The sequence below is a fragment of the Pectobacterium sp. S5 genome (genome assembly GCF_051707265.1).
GTDB lineage: Bacteria > Pseudomonadota > Gammaproteobacteria > Enterobacterales > Enterobacteriaceae > Pectobacterium > Pectobacterium polare.
In genome coordinates, this window is record NZ_JAULSZ010000004.1 from 354,502 (window position 1) to 379,877 (window position 25,376).

Consider the following 25,376-nt stretch of genomic DNA (forward strand, 5'->3'; position numbering starts at 1 on the left):
TTTCCTCTGAAAGAGTGATTCATCTGCCGGTTTCCCCGATGCGTTTCCTCAGGGGTAGCGAATGGTTGAATTTTAATCGTGGTTGATGCTTGCGGTAAGATGGCAAACTTGACATTGTTCATGCAAAATTCGCCAAATAGAGTCTGACAGGAAAATCACTATGCACATTTCCATTCTGGCGCTGCCGGGCAGTATGCAATCAGCCATTTCCGGGCTTTCCGATATCTTTTGGATGGTGAATCAGACGCTGATTACACAGCCTGACAGCGCTTCTTCCCCAGCCTCACCGCTGTCTTTTGAAACGTCGATTGTCAGTGCGGACGGCAAACCTGTGCGTGATGCTCAGGGCAGGCTGATTCACGTAGACAGCTCATTTGACGCGGTGGGCAAATCGGATGTCGTGCTGGCGACTGGAATGATGCTCGGGCCCGATAAATTGCCGATGTCGATGTCATCCGTTAATGAATCCGCGCTGTGGCTCAGGGAGCAATATCGACAGGGCTCGCTGATAGGCGGTGCCTGTGCGGGGGGGTTTATTCTGGCCGAAGCCGGGCTGCTGGATGGCCGGTTCTGCACCACGACATGGTGGCTCTACCACACGTTTAAGCAGAAATACCCGAAGGCAAAACCGGTGTGGGGCAAAGCGCTGGAAGAGCAAGATGGCATCATTACCACCGGCGGGCCGCTGTCCTGGGTCGAGCTTGCTTTGCATATTATCCGCCGTAGTGGCGGACCTAAGATCGCAAAATTGGCGGCAGATATCGCCGTGGCGGATAGCCAACCGCTTTCTCAACGTATTTACGCTCCACAGGGGTTCATTAACACCGTACACCCCCTGCTGCTGCGCGCCGAACAACTCATCCGCTACGAGAACCCGTCAATCACCGCAGAAGAATTAGCGCGCGCCCTGAATTTCAGCGACCGAACGCTTCACCGCAAGCTCAAAGAACTCACGGCGGAAAGCCCGAAAAGCTTTATTACCCGCGTCAGGATCGAAATGGCCTGCCTGCTGCTTGAAAACCCGGTGACCAATATCAAGCAAGTCGCCGCCGAATGCGGTTACAGTGAAGATACCGCGTTCAGACGTGCCTTTTCCCAACAGATGGAGATGACGCCGACCCAGTTCAGAAAATGGGCGCTGTTGAGGAATAATAAACCGAGCGCGTTGGATAATGAGGAGGGATATTAAGGCGATGGTATTTGCCAACATCGGTTATACCAACCAACATGACGAGATACCGGACTAAACTGGGCACGCGATAGCGTTACGGCTTACACAAACAAAGCGCCAGTAAACTATGGCGCTTTCTTGTTTATCTTCCCTATTCCCTACCCTCACTTCAATCTGACCTCAGCTAGTCATCGTTCATTTACCATGCTAAATTATACCCATATAGATATAAACGCATGGATCGCGCTAATGAAATCACTCTACTGGGTTGGCAGTAGCAAAAAGGATCTCCAGTCGCTGCCTGCAGATGTGCAGGATGTGTTCGGTTATGCACTTCATGTGGCTCAGACTGGTGGTAAGCACACTCAAGCCAAGCCGCTTAAAGGTTTTGGTGGTGCAGGCGTATTAGAAGTCGTTGAGGATTATATCGGCGATACTTATCGCGCAGTCTACACCGTCAAATTTGGAGAGGCAGTATACGTTCTACATGTTTTTCAGAAAAAATCGTCATCTGGAATTGCAACACCAAAACCCGATATGAACACCATTCTTGAACGCCTTAAAACCGCAGAGAACCATGCAAAAGGAGCATAACATGAGCCAGGATATTGAAGTCAGCAGCGGTAATGTGTACGCCGACCTTGGCAACTTGCATGCTGAAGATATGTTGGTCAAAGCGCAGCTTGCCACCCTGATTAGCTCAATCATCAAAAGCCGCCGTCTCACACAGGCAGAAGCAGCAAAGCTATTGGGCATGCCCCAACCAAAACTATCCAACTTATTACGTGGTCAGTTCAGAGGCATCAGCGAAACCAAAATGCTGGAATGCCTTACGAAGCTGGGACGCGATATACAGATCGTTGTAGGGAAGCCGCGCCGCACACCGGGTAGCATTAAAGTCGTGCTTGCATGATTTCATTGCACGATAGGACTTACGACTTACATGAAAAAGCGCCATCGATGAATGGCGCTTTCTCGTTTATCTCTCCTACTCCCTGCCCTCATTTCACGCCTAAATAACGCGACGGCCAAATATCTTCCGGCCTTTTCCCCATCGCTTCGGCAATCAGCCGTTCGCCTTTCGGCCAATGTCTGGTGAGCGCATTCGCCAGCGTGGATGACGCCAGCCCCGCCGCTCTGGAAACCGCCGCCAGCGTCGTCCCTTTCTTCCGTAATCCCGCGATAATATCCGCTGGGTGCCAGTCAGTGTGATTCATTCCATTCCCTCCACCTATCAAAAACCCTTTTTGATTTCCGTGTGGGTAGGATCGCCTTTTGTGATGAGTAAGACCACGGACGATGAGTCACATCTTTAAGGCGTTAGCTTATGACTCGCTAAAGCGCTATCGCGTTTTAGGGGAAGCGTGGGATGAAGTTCCCGCAGACAGATCTGCATATATAAGGAAGTAAAGCAGTATGGTCACTTCACACAACATGGGTATAATTGCGCTTACCTAGCTGTTCGATATTGGTAGATACAACGTCAACGCTTCGCTAGCTGTTGGTCGGAAACCGTATTCCTCATAAAACGCAGCAGCCCGTGCATCTTTCGCATCAACAATCAGCACTCGCACACCCATTGTATTACGCACAGATAACGCCATATTCACAGCATGCCCAAGCAAAAGTTGTCCGTAACCTTTCTTCTGTTCAGCAGTCGATACCGCCAAACGCCCCATACGCATAGCAGGCACCGGATATCCAGGCAGTCGCTTACGGTCATTTTCACTGAGCTCGTGCAAATATAAGTGTGCTGCAGACAATGAGCAGTAGCCCAGAATACAGGTAGGCTGCGACTCATCGAGCAGGATATGAGTCGTAGCGATTCCATCACGCTGATGTTGCGAGGCTCGCTTTTGCAGATAATCATCAAGAGCCAAAACACCACAAGAGAAACCTGAACGGTCATGCCGGCGACCGTCCAGCAATGAAAATATCAGAGCCATAGGTTAGCGTTTCATCAAATTGGCAGCCTCTTCCATCGCTTTATGCAAACGATCATTAGGCAAAAACGGCTGATTCAACGCAGCCAAAAAGCGGCGAGATTCTTGCTCAGAAAGCGTAACAGCGGTATCTGCGGCAATGGCGGTATCCGCTTCACGCAACACCGCATCACGCACAAATGCAGAAACGGCTATACCACGTAATGCGGCAGCCTTAGTGATGCGTTCTTTATCGTGAGCATTCAACCGAAGATCTAAACGAGCAGTAGTAGTCATAGCGACCTCCTTTTGTACGTAATTTTACCGTACAGAAAAAGATTGCGCCACCGTTTGTGGTTGGATAATTTGTCACCACTTAAATCTGTCTAGTCCCGAAACACCAATCCAATGAAACTACTTTGCAACGTTGTCGTTTTTAAGTTACAAATCCAATGGATTGAAGACTTACAAGGAGACCATCTTGGACGCCGCAAAACGTTATCAGGACGGTAGTAATAAAGCCTCTTACTCGAAATCGACACAAAAAAAATAATAAACAAAATAAATAGTTATATAAAACAGTCAATACTGGAGGGATTATCAAAAGAGGTAACATCATGGCAATCATCACCCAATCCACTACATTCGAAAAAGCCATTAGCCACGATGATGCAATGGTTGCGGAACTACGAGAAAATCCTGAATACGCAGAAATATACCTCCAGACAGCACTAGAGGATATTTATGAGGAAGGTGGCATCGCGGCATTCCTGACAGCATTACGACGTGTTGTTGAAGCACGTGGCGGAGTGGGCGAAATAGCCAAAAAATCGGGACTGTCTCGCCAACAGCTATACAGAACGCTGTCTGAAAATGGCAATCCAACGCTGACTACACTCACAGAAATCACCAGAGCAGCAGGCGTTCGACTTATACCCTATACTCATAATAATTAAAGATATCAGTAACTCAATCACGTAGAAATACGTAGCCAGACGTAAAAAAACCCGCAGTTACGCGGGCTTGGATAGGCTTTTGCTGCTTAGCACAAAGCTATTTCAGATTCGGGATTTTATTCCATTACGTCCTGAAAAAACATCTAACTTCAATCAGTTGATGGTTATCCTTCTAAGAATACCATAAAAATACCCTATCACTTAACAAGCATCCAGCTCGGTTTTAAGACAACCAAAATTTGCCTCAAGGTGCTCTACTAGTGGTCTTTGACACCCTTCAGCAACCCATGCGTCGATCGAAAGCCGCATTGCCCCGACACCAATCATGGCTGCAAGGCGCAGGCCGAATTGTCTGGCAACATCTGGCCACAGCTCGCACAGAGCCTCGTAGGCTGCTTGCTCCATTCGCAGGAATTTAGCCTGATTGCCCAATTGGAGCTGTTCAGTCGACTGCACAATTCTGCCAATCAATACCGCGACATCCGGACGCATATTTACCGTCTGAGTAACCAGCGCCGCTTGAATAGTCGCGATTGGCGATGCTGCCACCCCCTGCTTTAGTATCTCCGCATGTAGCTCACCCGGCAGCGCATTTTGCCAAGCCAAGATGATTTCTTCCTTAGAGCGGAAGTAGTGAAAGAAGGTTCGTCGGGCGATGCCCGATGCTCCGGCAATCGCATCGAGCGTCGTAGCTTCATAGCCGTTCTCTGCGAACAACTTCAGGCCTACTTCAGTGATGCGGTGGTACATCTCGCGGCGCTTCTTTTCGCGAACGCCGTCTTTGCGTTTCAACTCGTGTTCCATGGTAGGGCTCTCGCACATCTGGGACTTGAATATTTGCACTAAGTGCAATATATTTATTGCACTTAGTGCATAAATATATCACCAATACCTTCTTTTTCCCAATTTTGGAAATCACACATGCAAGCCATACGTATTCACAGTTTCACAGAAGTGCCTCGCAGAGAAGACATCCCCATTCCTGATATCGGTCAAAACGACGTGCTTGTGCGTGTGGAGGCAACAGCCGTCAATCCTCTTGATGTACTCGTGGCGTCGGGGGTCGCCCGCCAGTTCTTCGATATCACTATGCCCATCACTCTCGGTACAGATTTCGCTGGGACGATTGAGCGCGTAGGAGTTGGTGTTACACAATGGAACATTGGCGACAGGGTGATTGCCTGGGTTGATGCCGGATCAGGAGGCGGACTTGCGGATTTTGCGGTTGCCCCCGCCCACGCATGCGTACAGTTGCCCGAAAGCCTTTCAGCCGCGCAGGGCAGCGCGATTCCGACTGCCGGGATCACCGCATGGCACGCCCTATTCTCCTGTGGCAAGCTGAAAGCTCATGAGACGGTACTGATTCATGCGGCCGCAGGCGGCGTTGGCAGCTTTGCTGTCCAGTTCGCCCACATGGCTGGGGCGCACGTAATTGCGACCGCGTCTGGCAGTGGCCTTACTCTTGCTCTAAGCCTGGGAGCCGACGAGGTCATTGATTATCGTTCGCAGGACTTCACCAGCCTAGCAACAGATGTCGATATGGTTCTCGACCTCGTAGGCGGCGAAACCCAAAACCGATCCTACAAAGTCCTCCGCACGGGAGGCCGTCTTGTTTCCACTGTCATGCCGCCCGATGAGAAAGAGGCTCGGGCACATGGGGTAACAGCCAGTGTCTTCTATGCCAAGCCCTTCGCCGATAGCCTCGACGATCTCGTCACAACGATCGCTAACCAAAATTTGAAGGTGATCATTGACCGTGCAGTTCCCTTCGATCGCTTTGACGAAGCGTGGGATCACCAGATCTACGGTCACGCACGTGGCAAGATCGTCATTCTTTCACAATGAAACTCATCAACGCACATTAGGATAATTTCATGAATCCCTCTAACCTTGGCGGCACGTTTACCCCTATTGGCACATCGTTGAACCTGAAGCGCATGGGCTATGGCACCATGCAATTGCCCGGCCCACACGTCTGGGGTCCACCACGCGACAAGAGCGCCGCTCTGGCAGTGCTACGCGATGTAATAGCTCTCGGTGCCAATCACATCGACACAGCCGAATTCTATGGCCCGGGCGTATCAAACCAACTCATCCGCGAAGCGTTGTCGCCCTACTCCGATCGCCTGACGATCGCTACCAAAGTCGGATTCGTACGTAGTGGCGATGCATCTTGGGTACCCGATTTTACGCCGGATGGGCTCAAGCGTGCTGTGCATGAGAACCTCACAAGCCTCGGTCTGGAAACACTCGATGTTGTCAATTTGCGGCTAGGCGGCACATACGGACCAGATGATCGATCGGTAGCCGAATCATTAGAGGTACTTGTTAAACTCCAGCGGCAAGGCCTGATTCGTCACATTGGCTTGAGTAATGTCTCACCCACGCAATACGCCGAAGCCAAGTCGATAACGACAATCGTGTGCGTCCAGAACCAATATAATTTGGTCAAGCGTGACGACGATAAATTCATCGACGCTCTGGCAGCACAAGGGGTGGCCTATGTTCCCTTTTTCCCACTGGGCGGGTTTTCGCCGCTGCAGTCGTCGCTCCTTTCGCAAGTGGCTGACGAAGCCGGTGCAACACCAAAGCAGGTTGCACTAGCATGGCTACTGCAGCGCTCTCCTAACATTTTGGTCATCGCTGGAACGTCATCTACGACGCATCTTCGAGAAAATTTCGCCGCAGCAGAACTCGTATTGTCACGCGAACAGATCGCTAAGCTTAATAGCATTTCGCAACAGGTAGATTAATTATGCCTTACGTGGCGGGTGTCTTTAGTGAGAAACAACCATACCGATAAGCTTCTTCAAAATGTGAAAAACCCGCAATTACGCGGGCTTCAGAGTGTTTCTTGCTAGTGAGTGCTGGTCGATGCCAGACGTTAAATCATTCCCACTCAATCGTCGCAGGTGGCTTGCCCGATACGTCATAAACGACGCGGGAGATGCCGTCGACTTCGTTGATGATGCGGTTGGAGACGCGGCCAAGGAAGTCGTATGGCAGGTGTGCCCAGTGCGCGGTCATAAAGTCGATGGTTTCTACCGCGCGCAGCGCGACAACCCAATCGTATTTACGGCCATCGCCCATCACGCCCACGGAACGAACTGGCAGGAAGACGGTGAATGCCTGGCTAACCTTGTTGTACAGGTCGGCTTTGTGCAGTTCTTCGATGAAGATCGCATCCGCACGACGCAACAGGTCACAGTACTCTTTCTTCACTTCACCCAGCACACGCACGCCCAGACCTGGGCCCGGGAACGGATGGCGGTACAGCATATTGTACGGCAGACCCAGTTCCAGACCGATCTTACGCACTTCGTCTTTGAACAGCTCTTTCAGCGGCTCGACCAGACCCAGCTTCATCTCTTTCGGCAGGCCACCTACGTTGTGGTGTGACTTGATCACGTGCGCTTTGCCAGTTGCAGAAGCCGCAGATTCGATCACGTCTGGGTAGATGGTGCCTTGCGCCAGCCATTTCACTTCTTCCTGCTTGCTGGCTTCTTCATCGAACAATTCAACAAACACGCGGCCAATGATTTTACGTTTGGCTTCCGGTTCATCTTCACCCGCCAGCTCACTCAGGAAGCGCTCTTCCGCCGCCACGTGAACAATGTTCAGACCGAAATGATCGCCGAACATTTCCAGAACCTGATCGGCTTCGTTCAGGCGCAGCAGGCCGTTATCGACAAACACGCAGGTCAGACGATCGCCAATCGCGCGGTGCAGCAGCATCGCAGTAACGGATGAATCCACGCCGCCAGACAGACCCAGAATCACGTGATCGTTGCCTACCTGCTCACGAATACGGTTCACCGCATCGTCGATGATCTTGGCTGGCGTCCACAGTGCTTCACACTGGCAGATATCAAGAACAAAACGCTCCAGCATGCGCTGGCCCTGACGGGTGTGCGTCACTTCCGGGTGGAACTGTACGCCATAAAAACGCTTCTCTTCGTTAGCCATGATGGCAAACGGACAAGTATCGGTGCTGGCAACGGTCTCAAACCCTTCTGGGATCGCCGTCACTTTATCGCCGTGGCTCATCCAGACATCCAGCAGCGGTGCGCCAGCGGCGCTCAACGCATCCTGAATATCACGCACCAGCGCGCTATCCGTTTTCACTTCTACCTGCGCATAACCAAACTCACGCTCGTTGGAACCTTCAACGTGGCCACCCAACTGCATCGCCATCGTCTGCATGCCATAGCACACGCCTAATACCGGTACGCCAGCATTGAAAACGTATTCTGGCGCACGTGGGCTGCCAAACTCGGTGGTGCTTTCCGGGCCGCCGGACAGGATGATCCCGCTCGGATTAAACCCGCGAATCTGTGCTTCCGTGACATCCCATGCCCACAGTTCACAGTAAACGCCCAGTTCACGCACGCGACGTGCAACCAACTGCGTGTACTGCGAGCCGAAATCCAGAATAAGAATGCGGTGTTGATGAATGTTTTGAGTCATGAGGAGCATGTTCCAAAAAGCAAAAGACAAAAACAAAAAAAGTAAACCCAGCTAACCGCTCGGCCTTATGCAAAGGCGGAGCGGCGCAAAATAGTACAGGGTTTATTGCGTTAAATCACCTTATGAACCCATACGGTAGTTCGGTGACTCTTTAGTAATGGTAACGTCGTGAACGTGGCTTTCCTGAATGCCCGCGCCGCTGATGCGTACAAACTCAGCCTGCGTGCGCAGTGCGTCGATAGTGGCGCAACCAGTCAGGCCCATGCAGGAGCGCAAGCCGCCCATCTGCTGGTGAACAATCTCTTTCAGACGGCCTTTATAGGCTACGCGGCCTTCGATACCTTCCGGCACCAGTTTGTCGGCAGCGTTATCGGTCTGGAAGTAACGGTCTGATGAGCCTTTGGACATTGCGCCCAGTGAACCCATACCGCGGTAAGATTTGAATGAACGGCCTTGATACAGTTCGATTTCACCTGGGGATTCTTCCGTACCCGCCAGCATGGAACCAACCATGACACAGGCCGCGCCAGCTGCGATGGCTTTAGCGATGTCGCCGGAGAAGCGGATACCGCCATCGGCGATGACCGGAATGCCTGTGCCTTCCAGCGCTTCAACCGCATCAGAGATAGCCGTAATCTGCGGTACGCCCACGCCTGTCACGATACGGGTCGTACAGATAGAACCAGGGCCGATACCGACTTTCACGGCGCTGACGCCCGCTTCAACCAGCGCTTTCGCACCTGAGCCCGTCGCGACGTTGCCGCCGATGATTTCGAGGTTCGGGTATTTAGCACGTGTTTCACGAATACGCTGTAATACGCCTTCGGAATGGCCGTGTGAGGAGTCGATCAGCAGGACGTCAACACCTGCGGCAACCAGCGCATCAACGCGCTCTTCGTTACCCGCACCGGCGCCAACCGCTGCGCCTACGCGCAGACGACCGTGTTCATCTTTACACGCGTTCGGTTTACGTTCTGCTTTCTGGAAATCTTTTACCGTGATCATGCCGATCAGGTGGAATTGATCGTCAATCACCAGCGCTTTTTCGACGCGTTTTTCGTGCATTTTTTGCAGCACGACATCACGCGCTTCGCCTTCTTTGACCGTGACCAGACGCTCTTTCGGCGTCATGAACGCGCTAACCGGTTTTTCCAAATCGGTAACAAAACGCACGTCACGACCGGTGATGATACCGACCAGTTCGTTGTCTTTTGCCACGACTGGGTAACCCGCAAAGCCGTTGCGCTCGGTCAGCGCTTTCATTTCACGCAGCGTCGTTTCTGGCGTCACCGACTGTGGATCAACCACAACGCCACTTTCGTATTTTTTCACGCGGCTAACTTCTTCAGCCTGACGCTCAATCGACATATTTTTGTGAATAAAGCCCAGACCGCCTTCCTGCGCCAGCGCAATGGCCAGGCCGGATTCGGTAACGGTATCCATTGCTGCGGACAGCATAGGGATATTCAGGCGAATGTTTTTCGTCAACTGCGTAGACAGATCGGCAGTATTAGGCAGAACAGTAGAATGAGCGGGAACAAGGAGGACGTCGTCAAACGTCAGTGCTTCTTTAGCGATACGTAGCATGGGCAATATCTCACCAAGGTGGATGTAAGAATAGATAAAATATTGCCGTGGCATTCTACAGGGCGTAATCGGTTGCCTCCAGCATTATTTTACTAAAATGCTTGATTACCTTTTTCAGGTAGGTAGTATCGATCAATTAAGTGACTGTTTTAAAATTTGATCTGGCTCACAATGTCTCAATTTCCCTCCTCTGCAATTTTTACCGTTAGCCGCCTAAATCAGACGGTCAGACAACTGTTGGAAATGGAAATGGGCCAGATTTGGCTCTCCGGCGAAATCTCCAACCTCTCTCAGCCCTCATCCGGCCACTGGTATTTCACGCTAAAAGATGAACGTGCACAGGTGCGCTGCGCGATGTTTCGTACCAGCAACCGCAAAGTGACGTTCCGCCCGCAAAACGGTCAGCAAGTGCTGATTCGGGCGAGCATTACGCTGTATGAACCCCGTGGCGACTATCAGCTACTGGCGGAAAGCATGCAGCCCGCTGGTGATGGCCTGCTACAGCAGCAGTTTGAACAGCTCAAGCAGCGCCTCGCTGCCGAAGGGTTGTTCGACCAACAGTTTAAGCAGGTTCTGCCCTCTCCCGCCAAGCAGGTCGGCGTGATTACATCAGCCAGCGGTGCCGCCTTGCACGATATCTTGCAGGTGTTGCAGCGCCGCGATCCGTCACTGCCGGTGATCGTGTATCCCACGTCGGTGCAAGGTGCGGAAGCGCCGCTACAGATTGTTCGCGCTATTGAGCTGGCTAACCAACGGGATGAGTGTGATGTGTTAATCGTCGGGCGTGGCGGCGGTTCGCTGGAAGATCTCTGGAGCTTTAATGACGAACGGGTCGCTCGCGCGATTTTCGCCAGCCGCATTCCTATCGTCAGCGCCGTCGGCCATGAAACCGATGTCACCATCGCCGATTTCGTCGGTGACCTGCGAGCGCCCACGCCGTCGGCTGCTGCCGAGTTAGTGAGTCGTAACCAACTTGAGCTATTGCGTCAGATACAGTCCCAGCGCCAGCGTCTGGAAATGGCGATGGATTATTACCTTGCCCAGCGTAATCGGGAATTTACCCGCCTGCACCACCGTTTACAGCAGCAGCATCCACAGCTGCGACTGGCGCGTCAGCAGGCACAACTGGTTAAACTGCGTCAGCGGCTGGATGATGCCATGCAGCAGCAGCTTCGGCAGACTTCACGCCGAAGTGAACGCTTACAACAGCGTCTGATGCAACAGCAGCCGCAAACCCGCATTCATCGTGCGCAGCAGCGTTTGCAGCAGTTGAGCTATCAGATGCAAAGCGCAGTAGAACGTCAGTTGAATCAGAACAAGCAGAAGCTGGGTATCGCCTGTTCGCGGCTGGAAGGCGTTAGCCCGCTGGCGACGCTGGCGCGTGGCTATAACGTCACCACCGCCCCGGACGGTAAAGTGCTGAAAAACGTCGCGCAAATTTCCCCCGGCGAAACGCTGAAAACTCGTTTACAGGACGGCTGGATAGAAAGTCAGGTCACGACGCTGGCTCCGAATCCAAATTCCGCGAAAAAGCGGCGAAAACCCTCATCTCTGACGCCAAAATAACGCGAACGGCATAAAATGCGTGAATGGGGATTTGTCCTAAAACAACGGCAATCCCCCATTCTTACCCACCGCATCTGAACTATACTCATTCCCAGCTCACTAATTTATATTCACCGTTTTCACCGCACGGGTTATCAGCCTCTGCGCGGTGATGCGGATAGGATAAAAAGACAGTGAGCTTTGTTGATCGTCTGTGTTACCCCTGATGAGCGTTTTCAAGGAGATGAGGTATGAAGTCCAGACCGATTTGTAGCGTGATCCCCCCTTACATTTTGCATCGCATTATCGCAAACGGCACAGACGAGCAGCGCCACTGTGCGCAACAAACGCTGATGCACGTTCAGTCATTGATGGTTAGCCACCATCCGCGCCCGGAACCCCATGAGAAATTACCCGCGGGGCAGGCAAATCGCAGTATTCACGATGCCGAACAGCAACAACAGTTGCCCGGCAAGCTGGTTCGCGCTGAAGGCCAATCCAGCAACGGCGATATCGCCGTCGATGAGGCCTACAACTATCTGGGCGTAACCTATGATTTCTTCTGGAAGATTTTCCAACGTAACTCGCTGGATGCCGAGGGGCTATCGCTGGCTGGTACAGTACATTACGGTCAGGATTATCAGAACGCCTTCTGGAACGGGCAGCAAATGGTGTTCGGAGATGGTGACGGCAAAATCTTTAATCGCTTCACGATTGCGCTTGATGTGGTCGCACATGAACTCACTCACGGCATCACCGAAAATGAAGCGGGTCTGATTTATTTCCGCCAGTCCGGTGCGCTAAATGAATCGCTGTCCGATGTCTTTGGCTCCATGGTCAAGCAGTATCATTTGGGGCAAACCGCTGAGCAGGCCGATTGGCTTATCGGTGACAAGCTTCTGGCCGAGGGTATTCACGGCATGGGGCTGCGGTCAATGTCTCATCCGGGCACGGCGTATGATGATGAGCTGCTCGGTATCGACCCCCAGCCCTCTCACATGAACGAGTATGTGAACACGCGCGAAGACAACGGCGGCGTACACTTGAATTCAGGCATCGCCAACCGGGCATTCTATCTTACAGCCATCGCGCTGGGCGGCCATTCATGGGAAAAAGCGGGTCGCATCTGGTACGACACGCTGTGTGATAAAACGCTGCCGCAAAATGCAGACTTCGAAATTTTCGCGCGCCACACCATTCAACATGCCGCTCAACGTTTTAACCACACCGTTGCCGATATCGTTATGCAGTCGTGGGAAACGGTAGGCGTGGAGGTACGGCAGGAGTTCTTATGAAAACGCTGCCGGAGCTCAACGACGATGCCATCATTGAGCTAGCGCGTGAAGGGGGATTCGCCTTTATCCCCAAGCTGGCGGGGCCGCGACGTTTCGCGCTCGCCAGCGTACCGCCATCCGAACGGGAGCGGATTTGTAACGCGATCCGTAATGCCGCGCCTCAGGCTCGCGAACCCGGTGAACCTGATGGTCTAGGACGTGGCGACCAGTTCTATTACCGCATCCATATCAGCTACTGCCAACCGCAGCAGAATCAATATACCGATGTCATTCTGCTGATCCCCGAAAACCGTGCGCCACCGGAGCTGACCGAGCTGTGGCGCAACGGCGTACAGGAGTAACCATTGATTGGGTAATAATGAATTTAATCGGCAGGCGCGTAGCTGAACACGACTTGCCGTTTGGAAATCATCCCATGCTGCTGGCAAAAATAATCCACCGCACCACAGGCTTTCAGTTCCTGAAGCGAGTGCTTACATTCAGGGCACGCGGCCTCACGCAGATAATCCTGCTGGCAGGCCGTACACTGAAACCACGCACCGCTTTTCCAGACCAGAGGATGATCACAACTCGGGCAATTTGCTTCCATATTTATCCTCTCGTTTCATCACGTTCAGGCAGCACATTTCTGTCCAATTCCGGCAGCATAACCACACTTTCCTGCTCGTTGGCGTCAGTGCGGGAAATGACCAGCACGGCGACGTCGTCACTGGGATTATAGGGCAAATGCGGGACGTTCTCAGGAATATAGAGGAAATTACCTTCGGGTAATTCAATCGTGTTTTCAAGCTGTTCCCCGTAATACACACAGGAAATACCGCTCAGCGCGTAAATCGCCGTTTCGTGATGCTCGTGCTTATGCGCCTTGCCTTGCGAACGCGGCGGAATCCACGCTAATTGCATATGAAGATGTTGGGCACCCACCGTCTCACGTGAAATTCCAACCGAGTAAACCAAGCCTTGTTTGCCCTGATACTGGGTCTGCGGGGCAATCCGCTGGCAATGTACGTCCCGCTCAGAATGCTTTGTTTTCATCACTGCGCCTCTGGAAGAAGACTGTCCAAGAGTACGCTATCAAATTCCTGTTCTGTCAGCCAAAAGGCAAGACGTAAGACTCTGTCACTTACTGCAACAGAAGCCAACAGCGCTAAATCACGCCCAGTGAACGTAAAAAGTAGAGCCCGAACGCAATCACAAAGAAGGCTCCCGCTGTCGTCAGCCCGATGATATTCGCCGCCAGCGTAGCATTTCCGCCCATCGCCCGCGTCATCACGTAGCTTCCCGATGCCGTCGGCGTTGAGGAAAACAGGAAGATAATACCGAGTTCAACGCCCCGGAAGCCCACCAGCCATCCCCCAAACGTCAACAACCCTGGAACGACCAACAGCTTCGCCACGGAAGCAAGCATCGCGACGTTAGATGACCGAAACATACTGCGCCACTCCAGACTGGCTCCGGCACAGAGTAACGCCAGCGGCAACGCCATTGAGGAAATAAAGCTGCCCGTTTGTTTAATCACGCCAGGCATCGGTAGATGGCTCTGCGCATACGCGGCACCGCAGAGTAAACCGATAATCAGCGGGTTGGTGGCGATGCCTCGTAATAACATGAGAACACTGATACGTTGATCCGGTGATTTGCGCTGCAAACTGCGCGTGAGGGTAATCACCGACAGCGCGTTGAACATGATCACCGTGACAACCAGATACAGCGACCCCACCGCTACGCCCTCTTCACCATACGCACTCACGGCAAACGCGAGCCCCATGATACCCGTATTAGAGCGGAAGCCGCCCTGCACGAAGATGCCACGCTCAGTGGGTTCTTTAATGAGGCGGACGGCAGCAATTTCCAGCAGCAGGAATGTCGCCAGCGTGCCTAACGTGCCATACAGCACCAGCGGCCACTGTTCCGAAAACGATTGATGATTGCTTGCCACGCTGAAAAACAGCAGGCAAGGCAAAGAAAGATTGAACACCAGACGCATCGCTGCATCGCAAAAGGCGTCATTTAGCAGGCCGATTTTGCGCAACGCAACACCCATAAACAACATCAACAAATTGGGCATCGTGACGTTGAACGCAAAACTCCAGGTTTCCCAGGACATGGCTTTCCTTGATTATTATTGGTTTCGTCTTTAACAAAACGGGGCGAATATCGCTATTCGCCCCGTAAATAAATCACTTACTTTTTTTAAGATGCGACATCAACCGCTTACGCTTGCGGAGCTGGTTTGGCGTCAGCGTATTGCGCTTGTCTGCAAAGGGGTTTTCCCCTTCTTTAAACTGAATACGAATCGGCGTGCCCATCACTTCCAGCGAACGACGATAGTAGTTCATCAGGTAGCGCTTGTAAGAATCCGGCAGGTCTTTCACCTGATTACCGTGGATCACCACAATCGGCGGGTTATAACCACCGGCGTGCGCATATTTCAGCTTCACGCGACGACCGCGCACTAGCGGCGGCTGATGATCGTCTGCCGCCATTTGCATCACGCGGGTTAACATGGCCGTACTGACGCGACGAGTCGCGCAAGAATAGGCTTCGGTTACCGACTCAAACAGATTACCCACACCGCTACCGTGTAGCGCAGAAATGAAGTGAATGCGGGCAAAATCGATAAAGCCGAGGCGCAGATCGAGCATATCTTTCACCTGATCGCGCACTTCCTGTGACAGTCCATCCCACTTGTTCACTACGATCACCAGTGAGCGCCCACTATTGAGGATAAAGCCCAACAGCGAGAGATCCTGATCGGAAATACCTTCACGCGCATCGATAACCAGCAGAACTACGTTGGCATCTTCAATCGCTTGCAGCGTCTTGATCACGGAGAATTTCTCTACCGTTTCCGTCACTTTTCCGCGCTTACGTACCCCTGCGGTATCAATCAGAACGTATTCACGTTCGTCACGCACCATAGGGATGTAGATACTGTCACGCGTCGTGCCCGGCATGTCATACACCACCACGCGCTCTTCACCCAGAATACGGTTAGTCAGCGTAGATTTACCCACGTTCGGACGCCCAACAATCGCCAGTTTGATCGGCAAATCTTCAGGATTGAAATCGTCTTCTGCTTCTTCTTCGCTGGCCTTATCTTCCGCTTCTAGCGCTGCCCAGTAAGCCGCATTCTCTTCTTCTTCGGTTAACTCGACCGGCTCTTCTATTTCATCTTGGACGAACGGCAACAAAACCGTTTCCAGCAGTGACGTCACGCCACGGCCATGAGACGCCGCGATCGCGTACACTTCACCCATACCGAGCGAGTAGAAATCCGCCGTGACCGTATCTGGGTCGAGGCCATCGGTCTTATTGGCGACCAGCACCGTGGTTTTTTTACGGCTGCGCAAATGCTTGGCAATACCTTCATCCGCAGGCATCAGCCCCGCGCGAGCATCCACCATGAACAGCACGATATCCGCCTCTTCAATCGCGACCAGCGATTGGCCCGCCATGCGTGTTTCCACACCGTCTTCTGTACCGTCGATGCCACCGGTATCGACGATAATAAATTCATGCCCTTCCACTTCTGCACGACCATACTTGCGGTCACGAGTCAGCCCAGGAAAATCCGCCACTAACGCATCACGAGTGCGCGTTAAGCGGTTAAATAGCGTGGATTTCCCCACATTCGGGCGCCCGACCAGCGCGACGACAGGTATCATTGTTACAACCTCATTACTTATATTTCAATACGTTACAGCGAAGTACTCGCTGACGATAAAAAGACGAAACGGCCCCTGATAATGTCAGGAGCCGTTATACGAGCACACCCAAAAACGCTGTGCTCCAAATCAATACGGGTTACTTAGCGAGTGAACGCGTAGACATCACCGTTTTTCGCCTGAATCAGCAGCTTATCGCTGGCAACCACAGGCTTGCTCAGGAAGCCAGAGCTATCCACTTTTTGCTGCGCCACGAAGCGACCATCTGCCGTATTCAGCCAGTGCAGATACCCTTCGGCATCGCCGACAACCAGATAACCATTATACAGCGCCGGAGCCGTTAAGTTACGGTGCAGCAGATCGCTTTGACGCCACAGGCTCACGCCGCCGTTGGTGTTCAACGCCACGACACGATCGTCCTGATCGACCAGATAGATGCGGTCGCCGTCAATGATGAAATCATGTACTGAACCCAGTTCACGCTTCCACAGAACCTGACCAGAACGCAGATCCAGCGCAGTCATGTTGCCATTATAGCCCAGCGCGTAAACCACTTCGCCCGCGACAACTGGCGTGGTGTCGACATCATTCAGACGATCGATTTCGGTTGCGCCACTCGGCTGTGAAATACGCTGTTGCCAAATAAGCTGGCCCTGATTGATCATCACGGCGTTTACACGACCGTTATCACCACCCACAATCGCCGCACCAAATGCGGTTGTCGGGGCAGATTCACCGCGCAGAGACAGCGTCGGCATATCTAAGTTGACGCTCCACTTGATTGCGCCATCGGCTTCATTCAATGCCTGCAACATGCCGTTGCTGGTGTGAATCAGCACTACACCGTCGCTGACGACAGGGCGAGACAGCGCTTCGCCAGCTACTTTGGTCTGCCATACCGGCGTACCATCTTCCGCGTTCAGCGCATAAACCTGCGCTCTTTCGCTGCCGACATAGACATGGTTACCAGAAACCGCTACACCGCCGGACAGCAGCGCTGGATTATTGCGGGAGAAGAAATTGGTCTTCTCTGACAGATCCGCGCGCCAAATCTCTTTGCCGTCACTCAGATCCATCGCTTTCACGGTGCCACGACGATCGGCAGCAAAAACGCGATTATCCTGCCATGCGGGGTGAAGATTGGAATAAAACTCACCAATCCCGCTCCCAACCGAGCTGTTCCACACCTTGGTTGGCGTGAACTGGTTTTCCACCTGCGGCAGTGGAGACATAGTGACAACATCTTCTTCGCTGTTAAACAGCGAACATCCGCTCAGCAGGGCAACAGAAACCAGTCCTACCAAAAGTGTTTTACGCAATTGCATGGAATTCCTCTTAGCTGGACAGGTTATTCAGTTTCATACGCAGTAACGCTTGCTGTGCCTGCGATGGATTGGAAGACAACCCTTTGTTGTAGGCATCGCGCGCAGCCTGATTATCCCCTTTGCTCACCAGGATATCACCACGCACTTCCGCAGCCTGTGACGCCCAACCTTCCAGTTTGATGGCATCCAATGTTTTCAGCGCGTCATCCGCTTTGTTTTCCTGTAGCTGAACCCGCGCCAGACGCAGATTCACTACCGCCAGCAGGTCGGCATCTTTAGTTTGCGACTGCGCCTGTACCAGCTGCTGTGCGGCTTTAGCATAATCTTTCTGATCAACGTAATGACGAGCCAGCTCCAGAGAAGCCAGCGCACCATAGGTATTCTTATTCTCAGCCGTAAATTTCTCAGTTGAAGCAATCGCTTCAGCTTTGCCTTCGGCCAATTGCTCCGTCACCTGCTGATAAGATGCCGATGCCGCCTGCACGCTGTCATTTTGATGGCTTTGCCAGAAACGCCAGCCAACCAGTGCGCCAACGCCCAGCACAACACCGACAACTAACGCCTTTCCGTTCTCCGCGAGGAAACGACGTAGTGCATCAACCTGTTCATTCTCTGTGGTATAGACTTCCACGGTGTCTCTCTCCTCAATCCAGTAACGTTGCCAGCCGCGATGCGACGTCGGCCTGTGCCAATGTATCCTGCTCGCCATTGCTCAGGTTTTTAACCACAACCTGACCGGCCGCCACTTCATTTTCGCCTAATACCAATGCGACGCGTGCGCCCCATTTATCAGCGCGAGCAAATTGCTTCTTAAAGTTACCACCACCGTAGTTGGTCATCAGTTTCAACTGCGGCAGCGCGTCACGTAATTTCTCCGCCAGTTGCATTGCCGCAACCTGCGTTCCCGCACCTGAAGAAATCAGATAAGCATCTACGCCTGACTGTGCTTTGAACTCTGGATTGACAGACTGCACCAGCAGAACCAGACGCTCCAGACCCATCGCAAAACCGACCGCTGGCGTCGCGTGCCCGCCCAGCTGTTCCACCATACCATCATAACGCCCACCGGCACAGACCGTGCCCTGTGCGCCCAGGCTGGTTGTCACCCACTCAAATACGGTGCGGTTATAGTAATCCAAACCACGAACCAGGCGCGGATTAACGGTATATGGGATGCCGGACTGCGTTAAAAGTTCACCCAGCGCTTCAAAGTGTTCACGCGATTCATCATCCAGATAGTCCGTCAGCACTGGCGCGTCATTCAGCAACACCTGAATCTGCGGATTTTTCGTATCCAAAACGCGCAGCGGGTTGGTGTACATCCGGCGCAGGCAGTCTTCATCCAACTGATCTTTATGCTGTTCGAGGAACGCCACCAGCGCTTCGCGATAGCGGGCGCGCGCGTCTAACGAACCAATCGAGTTCAGTTCCAGCTTCACGTGGTCGGCGATGCCCAGCACACGCCACCAGCGGGCCGTCATCAGGATCAGTTCGGCATCAATATCCGGCCCTTGCAGACCAAACACTTCACAGCCCAACTGATGGAACTGGCGATAGCGCCCTTTCTGCGGACGCTCGTAGCGGAACATCGGGCCGACATACCACAGCCGCTGTTCCTGATTATAGAGAATACCGTGCTCAATACCGGCGCGGACGCAGCCTGCCGTCCCTTCCGGGCGCAGAGTCAGGCTATCGCCATTGCGATCGTCAAAGGTATACATCTCTTTTTCGACGACATCGGTCACTTCACCGATAGCGCGCTTAAACAGCGGCGTTTGCTCGACAATCGGCAAACGAATTTCATTATAGCCGTAGCCGCTGAGCACCTGTTTCAGGCTGTTTTCAATACGCTGCCACAATGCCGTTTCGGCTGGCAGGTAATCGTTCATGCCACGGATGGCTTGAATATTTTTTGCCACGTCAGTTCTCTATGCGTTTTTCAAAAAATAAACCCGATTATAGAGGGATTGTCGTCGCATCTTCAATGCGGGGCATCCCCATCGGGTTCAGGAATCGTTAATTATGCGGGTGACGGCATACCGTCACGCCGTCAGGGTTACTTATCCACCAGATTGACGGTAATACGCTGATTTTCGTCCATCATGGAGGCTTTCGCGCGGATCTTGGCTTCTAACTGATCGATCATCTGTTCGTTATCGAAGCGCTCTCTCTGCCGCACGCCGTCTTCATAGAAGCCGCTCTTGTTGTGTCCACCCGTAACACCAATCGTCGACACCAGCGCTTCGCCGGGACCATTCACCACGCAGCCGATAATCGAAACATCCATCGGCGTGATGAGATCTTCCAGCCGTTGTTCCAGCGCATTCACCGTACCGATCACGTCAAATTCCTGGCGAGAACAGGTCGGGCAAGCAATGAAGTTGATCCCTCGAGCACGAATGCGCAGCGATTTCAGGATATCGAAGCCGACTTTCACTTCTTCAACTGGATCGGCCGCCAGCGAGATACGCAGCGTGTCACCAATGCCTTCAGACAGCAGCAGACCGAGGCCGATAGCTGATTTCACCGCGCCGCTACGTGCGCCACCCGCTTCGGTAATACCGAGGTGCAGCGGCTGATCGATACGTGAAGCCAGCAAACGATAGGATTGCACGGCAAGGAATACGTCTGAGGCTTTGACGCTGACTTTAAACTGATCGAAGTTCAGGCGATCAAGAATATCGACATGGCGCATCGCCGATTCCAACAGCGCTTCCGGCGTTGGCTCACCGTATTTTTCCTGCAAATCTTTTTCCAGCGAACCGCCGTTAACACCAATGCGGATCGGGATATTTTTGTCACGCGCGCAGTCGACAACCGAGCGAATACGCTCTTCATTACCGATATTGCCGGGGTTGATACGCAGACAGTCGACACCGTATTCCGCAACTTTCAGCGCGATGCGGTAGTCAAAATGGATATCAGCAACGAGCGGGACATTCACCTGCTGTTTGATAAGCTTAAAGGCTTCCGCCGCGTCCATGGTTGGCACGGAGACGCGGACGATATCGACGCCAACACGTTCCAGCGCTCTGATTTGGTTAACGGTAGCTTCAACGTCGGTGGTTTTCGTGTTGGTCATGGATTGCACCGCAATCGGCGCACCATCACCAACAGGCACCTTGCCGACGTAAATCCGTGTTGATTTTCGACGGGTTATGGGTGCAGCGTTATGCATTACTTCATCTCCAACATTGCAGTCTTACCTGAACAACACATTATTCTGCGGTCAGCGTCAGACGTGCAACCTGACTGCTACGCACAAATTGGCTTAAATCGACTGGCTTACCTTGAAATTGAATCTGTACCGCAGCAGGCGCACCAATTTTAAGTTTATAGGGTGACTGACCATCCAGATTCAGTGTGCCGCCATTACGCTGCATACCGCTGAACAGTTTCTTACCGCTGGCATCCGTCACTTCCAGCCAGCAATCGGCCTTGAAAGTCATCACCAAGGCATGAGCCGCAGAGGCCGGATTGCTCTCCGCTACCGTCCCCGCAGCGGGAGCCACGGCCCCAGCGCCCAACAGAGCATTGCCCGCAGCCTGTGGCTGTGCGGCGTTCGCGTGTGAAGGTGATTGGCTGGATGGAGTAGCAGATGGTGCGGTTGTAGAAGAAGAAGGCGTTGAAGGTGTCGCCGCAACAGTAGCAGAAAGATCAACTGGCGTAGAAGGTGCCACTGTAGAGTCCGGCGTCGCCGTTTCCTGCGCTGCGCTGTTGTCCATCAGTGGAACGGACTGCCCTTCCGCCTGTGCCTGCATCGAACTGGCGTGATCGACCATGCTGTTGATTTCCGCCTGCTGAGCCTGATGGTTTTGCCACCACCATGCGCCCGTTAACCCCAGAACAACCAGCACGACCAACCAGGTGATTGTCATCAACCAGCCATCACGCTTTTTGCGGCTTTTTTTCAGCGAAAAACTCTGCATCGGCGAGACTGAGATCGTTTTAGGTATGGCCTGCTTATCCACGATGGGAAGCAGTTCATCTTCGGGTAAATGAACCAGCTTGGCATAAGAACGGATATAGCCGCGCAGAAAAGTCGGCGCTAAATCAGCAGGCGTCGTCCCGTCTTCAATATCGCGAACGGTGGTGATTTTAAGGCACAAACGCTCAGCAATAGTTTGCTGAGTCAGCCCAAGGCGTTCACGCGCCTCACGCAGACGTTCGCCGGGTAGTTTTGCTTCTGTTTTATCTTGGGTGGCTTCAGTATTCATTAGCTAAGAAATGCTGGTACTGTTTAGATTGTGGAAAACTTCGCGCCAGCACGTTGCCATAACGTTCTTTATCGCCATCATGGCCCGCTAACGCGGCGAAACGAATCTGTAACCATAAGCTTTCGGCACTGGCCGGAAGAATATGCTGGTAAATATCAAGCAGCAGCTGCGTTTGCTCATTTTTCCCGGCAGCAAACTGTTGGTTTGCTTCCGTCAGCAAAGCACTGCCTTTCGTCGGGTCATACTTCAGCGCCCGACTCAATAAATTGCGCGCGTCTTCAGTCTGTCCGGCATTGAAAAAGCAGTATCCCGCATTTTCCAACGCATCAGCAACCTGACTGTAATCAGGAAGTTGTGCAGCCGCACTAAACTGTCGCTGAGCCGCTACATACTGCCCTAAACTACACAGAAACGCACCGTAATTATTCATGACGCTGCCATTTTCCGGCGCCATGTTCAACACATGCTGATAACGCTGTTCAGCCAGACGATTTTCACCTATCCGCTGCTCGTAAAGCGCCATCCCCAATTGTGTTCGATAATCCTGCGGAGCAATCGCTACCACCTTCTCAAGATTCTGCCGTGCCGAATCCAGATTGTTGCGCGCCAGATAGGTCAACCCTAACTGCAAGCGGGTTTGGGCGACCGCGGGATTTGTTGTCTCCTGAGGCGATGTCACACACCCCACTAACAACAGCACCGCGACCAGGCCACTCAGCCAATACATTCCCTGTGATAAAGACATTCCTTGTAATAAAGAAAGTCTCTGTGATAGTGGCTTTGCCATCCCTGTTCCCCCGCCTTGTCGTCTTTGTCAGACATCCTGACCTGCGAGGTTACCTGAATATGAACAGGGTGACAGTCAGACCTAACAACAACGCGGCACGTCTCGCAATTTGCTCACTTTTACCCTGCAAATGACCTCAGAGAACGACATCGGGTTAATGCTTCCGCATTAACCCGCACCGATTTGATATCAGACCGCTTTCACCGCGATAGGTTCACCGGCCATTTTCTTCTTCAGCGTACGTTTGGTTCTGTCTACGACTTCACCCGCCAGCTGACCGCAGGCAGCATCAATGTCATCCCCACGGGTCTTACGTACGATCGTCGTGAAGCCATACTCCATCAGTACCTTGGAGAAACGGTCAACACGGCTATTTGAGCTGCGGCCATACGGCGCGCCCGGGAACGGGTTCCACGGAATCAGGTTGATCTTGCACGGCGTATCTTTCAGGCATTCCGCCAATTGATGCGCGTGCTCAGTGCCATCATTGATATGATCCAACATCACATACTCAACGGTAACACGTCCCTGATTCGCATTGGATTTTTCCAGATAGCGACGTACCGCGCTCAGGAACATCTCAATATTGTACTTTTTGTTGATCGGCATGATTTCGTTGCGGATGTCGTCGGTCGGCGCATGCAGAGAAATCGCCAGCGCAACATCGATCATATCGCCCAGTTTATCCAACGCAGGCACTACGCCTGACGTAGACAGCGTCACACGACGCTTGGACAAACCAAAGCCGAAGTCATCCAGCATGATTTCCATCGCTGGCACCACGTTAGTCAGGTTCAGCAACGGTTCGCCCATACCCATCATCACAACGTTGGTGATTGGACGCTGGCCGGTGACTTTAAACGCACCGATAATCTTCGCCGCACGCCACACCTGTCCGATGATTTCCGATACGCGCAGGTTACGGTTAAAGCCCTGCTGCGCCGTTGAACAGAATTTGCACTCCAGCGCACAGCCTACCTGAGACGACACACACAGCGTGGCGCGATCTTCTTCTGGAATATAAACCGTTTCAACCCGTTGACCGCCCACCAGAATCGCCCACTTGATGGTGCCGTCGGAAGAGCGCTGTTCGTCCACCACTTCAGGGGCGCGAATTTCAGCGATCTCCTGCAATTTGGTGCGGAAGACTTTGTTAATATCCGTCATCTGGTTGAAGTCATCACAGCAGTAGTGATACATCCACTTCATGACCTGATCGGCGCGGAACGGTTTCTCTCCCATCGACATGAAGAGGTCACGCATTTGCTGGCGGTTCAGATCCAACAGGTTGATTTTTTCCGCACTGGCTTTGACGGATTGAGAGGCATCAGCGGACGCCGGAGTGAATTCAGACACGGTTTGCTCGGATACGGTAGTTGTAGATGCGGTAGTGTGAGATGCCGTCGTTTCAGACACGACGGTTTCAGACGCGATTTGCTTAGACATTGTCAATCCTGGCCTCGTTATTACACGTTATGGCGCTAAAAAGAAGGTTGAATTCGATGGTAATGACCAAAGAAACGCCCCGGATAAGTGCAGGCTCATCCGGGGCGCAGCATTGTACAAATTTTAAAACAGGTAAGCTACCATCACCGCTTTTTTTCTGTGTCATTACTTCGCTGTCGCGCACTAACGCAACAAAAAAGAAGCAACATCACAGGCTGACCTGTTATCACGCACAACAATTCATCGTGCGTAACCGTTGTTTCATTTACGCGCGCGCGCAGATTTCGTCTTCGCTGAAGAAATAAGCAATTTCACGCTGAGCGGATTCGATAGAGTCAGAACCGTGCACCGCGTTCGCTGTGAAGCTGTCCGCATAATCAGCACGCAGCGTTCCCGCCAGTGCATTTGCTGGGTTGGTCGCCCCCATGATGTCACGGTTACGTTGAACGGCGTTTTCACTTTCCAGCACCTGCACCATGATCGGGCCAGACATCATGAATTCAACCAGGCCATCAAAGAACGGCTTGCCTTTATGCTCAGCGTAAAAACCTTCCGCTTGCTCACGGCTCAGACGCAGCATTTTAGCCGCAACAATGGTAAAACCAGCGCTTTCAAAGCGTGCGTAAATCGCACCGATGGCATTTTTAGCAACCGCGTTAGGTTTTACGATGGAGAAGGTACGTTCTATCGTCATATTGACCTCATTAACTAAACTGTCAGATTACAGCCGGATTATAAGAATTGTATACCCAGCCAGTGAAAGTGGCGCAAATTATAGGGGTAGCGGCCTTTGTTGCCTACCAAGTAGATAACATTTTATTAAAAAAATATTACCTCTCATTTTCTCTTCATTAACGATTGCGCATCACGCTTTTTCGTTTCTCACCGCCCCAATGCTGAATGTAACAAATCATCGGCGATCACAGTTCTGAAGGTTACTTGTAACGTTATAGGTTATTTGTTTTTAAAACAATAAGATAACTGGAATCT

General features: G+C 52.4%; 27 protein-coding genes. 9 read left to right on the forward strand and 18 right to left on the reverse strand.

What is annotated here, in order from left to right; genetic code table 11:
• The first annotated feature begins 160 nt into the window (after nt 1-160).
• From QWJ20_RS16435 to QWJ20_RS16445, 3 genes are all read left to right on the forward strand, one after another.
• Nucleotides 161-1,189, forward strand: a complete 1,029-nt coding sequence (locus QWJ20_RS16435) for a GlxA family transcriptional regulator (protein WP_433993031.1) — start codon at nt 161-163, stop codon at nt 1,187-1,189.
• Between the two features lie 231 nt (nt 1,190-1,420).
• The gene (locus QWJ20_RS16440; RefSeq protein WP_433993032.1) at nt 1,421-1,765 is read left to right on the forward strand and encodes a type II toxin-antitoxin system RelE/ParE family toxin; all 345 of its coding nucleotides are present in this window, start codon (nt 1,421-1,423) and stop codon (nt 1,763-1,765) included.
• A 1-nt stretch (nt 1,766) separates the two neighbouring features.
• Nucleotides 1,767-2,084 (forward strand): helix-turn-helix domain-containing protein, encoded by a 318-nt coding sequence (locus tag QWJ20_RS16445; RefSeq protein ID WP_433993033.1) that lies wholly within the window; start codon nt 1,767-1,769, stop codon nt 2,082-2,084.
• Between the two features lie 88 nt (nt 2,085-2,172).
• On the opposite strand, the gene QWJ20_RS16450 is transcribed toward QWJ20_RS16445, so the two are convergent.
• The 3 genes from QWJ20_RS16450 to QWJ20_RS16460 form a co-directional block, all read right to left on the reverse strand.
• Nucleotides 2,173-2,388, reverse strand: a complete 216-nt coding sequence (locus QWJ20_RS16450) for a helix-turn-helix domain-containing protein (RefSeq protein WP_433993034.1) — start codon at nt 2,386-2,388, stop codon at nt 2,173-2,175.
• Between the two features lie 237 nt (nt 2,389-2,625).
• On the reverse strand, nt 2,626-3,117 hold the full coding sequence (locus QWJ20_RS16455; protein WP_349908502.1) for a GNAT family N-acetyltransferase: 492 nt from the start codon (nt 3,115-3,117) through the stop codon (nt 2,626-2,628).
• A gap of 3 nt (nt 3,118-3,120) precedes the next feature.
• Nucleotides 3,121-3,390 (reverse strand): DUF1778 domain-containing protein, encoded by a 270-nt coding sequence (locus QWJ20_RS16460; RefSeq protein ID WP_095995182.1) that lies wholly within the window; start codon nt 3,388-3,390, stop codon nt 3,121-3,123.
• Nucleotides 3,391-3,710: 320 nt separating this feature from the next.
• Between QWJ20_RS16460 and QWJ20_RS16465 the strand changes: the two genes are divergently transcribed.
• Nucleotides 3,711-4,049 carry an addiction module antidote protein gene (locus tag QWJ20_RS16465; protein ID WP_109224869.1) on the forward strand — a complete coding sequence of 113 codons (339 nt, stop codon included), beginning with the start codon at nt 3,711-3,713 and terminating at the stop codon, nt 4,047-4,049.
• A gap of 201 nt (nt 4,050-4,250) precedes the next feature.
• Here QWJ20_RS16465 and QWJ20_RS16470 read toward each other — a convergent pair whose 3' ends face one another.
• On the reverse strand, nt 4,251-4,853 hold the full coding sequence (locus QWJ20_RS16470; RefSeq protein WP_433993035.1) for a TetR/AcrR family transcriptional regulator: 603 nt from the start codon (nt 4,851-4,853) through the stop codon (nt 4,251-4,253).
• A 117-nt stretch (nt 4,854-4,970) separates the two neighbouring features.
• Between QWJ20_RS16470 and QWJ20_RS16475 the strand changes: the two genes are divergently transcribed.
• Together QWJ20_RS16475 and QWJ20_RS16480 are read left to right on the forward strand one after the other, a co-directional pair.
• The gene (locus QWJ20_RS16475) at nt 4,971-5,894 is read left to right on the forward strand and encodes an NADP-dependent oxidoreductase (RefSeq protein WP_433993036.1); all 924 of its coding nucleotides are present in this window, start codon (nt 4,971-4,973) and stop codon (nt 5,892-5,894) included.
• Nucleotides 5,895-5,923: 29 nt separating this feature from the next.
• Nucleotides 5,924-6,802, forward strand: coding sequence for an aldo/keto reductase family oxidoreductase (locus QWJ20_RS16480; RefSeq protein WP_233968571.1), 879 nt, complete (start codon nt 5,924-5,926; stop codon nt 6,800-6,802).
• Between the two features lie 136 nt (nt 6,803-6,938).
• Here the strand turns inward: QWJ20_RS16480 and guaA are convergent, their stop codons facing one another.
• Both guaA and guaB read right to left on the reverse strand, forming a co-directional pair.
• Nucleotides 6,939-8,516: a glutamine-hydrolyzing GMP synthase gene (guaA, locus tag QWJ20_RS16485; RefSeq protein ID WP_433993037.1), complete on the reverse strand. Its 1,578-nt coding sequence runs from the start codon at nt 8,514-8,516 to the stop codon at nt 6,939-6,941.
• A gap of 120 nt (nt 8,517-8,636) precedes the next feature.
• Nucleotides 8,637-10,103: an IMP dehydrogenase gene (gene guaB / locus QWJ20_RS16490; protein WP_277516575.1), complete on the reverse strand. Its 1,467-nt coding sequence runs from the start codon at nt 10,101-10,103 to the stop codon at nt 8,637-8,639.
• A 171-nt stretch (nt 10,104-10,274) separates the two neighbouring features.
• Here guaB and xseA point away from each other — a divergent pair, with 171 nt between their 5' ends.
• The 3 genes from xseA (at nt 10,275) to QWJ20_RS16505 (ending at nt 13,284) form a co-directional block, all read left to right on the forward strand.
• The gene (gene xseA, locus QWJ20_RS16495) at nt 10,275-11,669 is read left to right on the forward strand and encodes an exodeoxyribonuclease VII large subunit (RefSeq protein WP_433993038.1); all 1,395 of its coding nucleotides are present in this window, start codon (nt 10,275-10,277) and stop codon (nt 11,667-11,669) included.
• A 230-nt stretch (nt 11,670-11,899) separates the two neighbouring features.
• Nucleotides 11,900-12,943 carry a M4 family metallopeptidase gene (locus QWJ20_RS16500; RefSeq protein ID WP_433993039.1) on the forward strand — a complete coding sequence of 348 codons (1,044 nt, stop codon included), beginning with the start codon at nt 11,900-11,902 and terminating at the stop codon, nt 12,941-12,943.
• On the forward strand, nt 12,940-13,284 hold the full coding sequence (locus QWJ20_RS16505) for a protealysin inhibitor emfourin (protein ID WP_433993040.1): 345 nt from the start codon (nt 12,940-12,942) through the stop codon (nt 13,282-13,284). Before QWJ20_RS16500 ends, QWJ20_RS16505 begins: the two co-directional genes overlap by 4 nt.
• A gap of 23 nt (nt 13,285-13,307) precedes the next feature.
• Here the strand turns inward: QWJ20_RS16505 and QWJ20_RS16510 are convergent, their stop codons facing one another.
• The 12 genes from QWJ20_RS16510 to ndk all read right to left on the reverse strand — a co-directional run bounded on the left by QWJ20_RS16510 (nt 13,308) and on the right by ndk (nt 25,080).
• Nucleotides 13,308-13,532, reverse strand: coding sequence for a zinc ribbon domain-containing protein (locus QWJ20_RS16510; protein WP_433993041.1), 225 nt, complete (start codon nt 13,530-13,532; stop codon nt 13,308-13,310).
• 2 nt (nt 13,533-13,534) lie between these two features.
• Nucleotides 13,535-13,978 carry a cupin domain-containing protein gene (locus tag QWJ20_RS16515; protein WP_433993042.1) on the reverse strand — a complete coding sequence of 148 codons (444 nt, stop codon included), beginning with the start codon at nt 13,976-13,978 and terminating at the stop codon, nt 13,535-13,537.
• 112 nt (nt 13,979-14,090) lie between these two features.
• Nucleotides 14,091-15,050 (reverse strand): AEC family transporter, encoded by a 960-nt coding sequence (locus QWJ20_RS16520; protein WP_109411542.1) that lies wholly within the window; start codon nt 15,048-15,050, stop codon nt 14,091-14,093.
• A gap of 73 nt (nt 15,051-15,123) precedes the next feature.
• Nucleotides 15,124-16,611 (reverse strand): ribosome biogenesis GTPase Der, encoded by a 1,488-nt coding sequence (der, locus tag QWJ20_RS16525; RefSeq protein ID WP_039486115.1) that lies wholly within the window; start codon nt 16,609-16,611, stop codon nt 15,124-15,126.
• A gap of 143 nt (nt 16,612-16,754) precedes the next feature.
• Entirely contained in the window at nt 16,755-17,936 is a 1,182-nt protein-coding gene (gene bamB / locus QWJ20_RS16530; RefSeq protein ID WP_095700227.1) for an outer membrane protein assembly factor BamB, read from the reverse strand.
• A 10-nt stretch (nt 17,937-17,946) separates the two neighbouring features.
• Complete coding sequence (locus QWJ20_RS16535; protein WP_039486112.1) at nt 17,947-18,567, reverse strand: YfgM family protein; 621 nt, start codon at nt 18,565-18,567, stop codon at nt 17,947-17,949.
• A gap of 13 nt (nt 18,568-18,580) precedes the next feature.
• Entirely contained in the window at nt 18,581-19,855 is a 1,275-nt protein-coding gene (gene hisS, locus QWJ20_RS16540) for a histidine--tRNA ligase (RefSeq protein ID WP_433993043.1), read from the reverse strand.
• A 137-nt stretch (nt 19,856-19,992) separates the two neighbouring features.
• A complete protein-coding gene (gene ispG, locus QWJ20_RS16545; protein WP_433993044.1) occupies nt 19,993-21,114 on the reverse strand; it encodes a flavodoxin-dependent (E)-4-hydroxy-3-methylbut-2-enyl-diphosphate synthase in 1,122 nt (373 codons plus the stop codon).
• A 40-nt stretch (nt 21,115-21,154) separates the two neighbouring features.
• Entirely contained in the window at nt 21,155-22,153 is a 999-nt protein-coding gene (rodZ, locus tag QWJ20_RS16550; protein WP_433993045.1) for a cytoskeleton protein RodZ, read from the reverse strand.
• The gene (gene pilW, locus QWJ20_RS16555) at nt 22,143-22,940 is read right to left on the reverse strand and encodes a type IV pilus biogenesis/stability protein PilW (protein WP_433993046.1); all 798 of its coding nucleotides are present in this window, start codon (nt 22,938-22,940) and stop codon (nt 22,143-22,145) included. Before pilW ends, rodZ begins: the two co-directional genes overlap by 11 nt.
• Nucleotides 22,941-23,129: 189 nt before the next feature.
• A complete protein-coding gene (locus tag QWJ20_RS16560) occupies nt 23,130-24,386 on the reverse strand; it encodes a bifunctional tRNA (adenosine(37)-C2)-methyltransferase TrmG/ribosomal RNA large subunit methyltransferase RlmN (protein ID WP_224073332.1) in 1,257 nt (418 codons plus the stop codon).
• Between the two features lie 265 nt (nt 24,387-24,651).
• On the reverse strand, nt 24,652-25,080 hold the full coding sequence (gene ndk / locus QWJ20_RS16565; protein WP_400359408.1) for a nucleoside-diphosphate kinase: 429 nt from the start codon (nt 25,078-25,080) through the stop codon (nt 24,652-24,654).
• Nucleotides 25,081-25,376 lie beyond the last annotated feature (296 nt).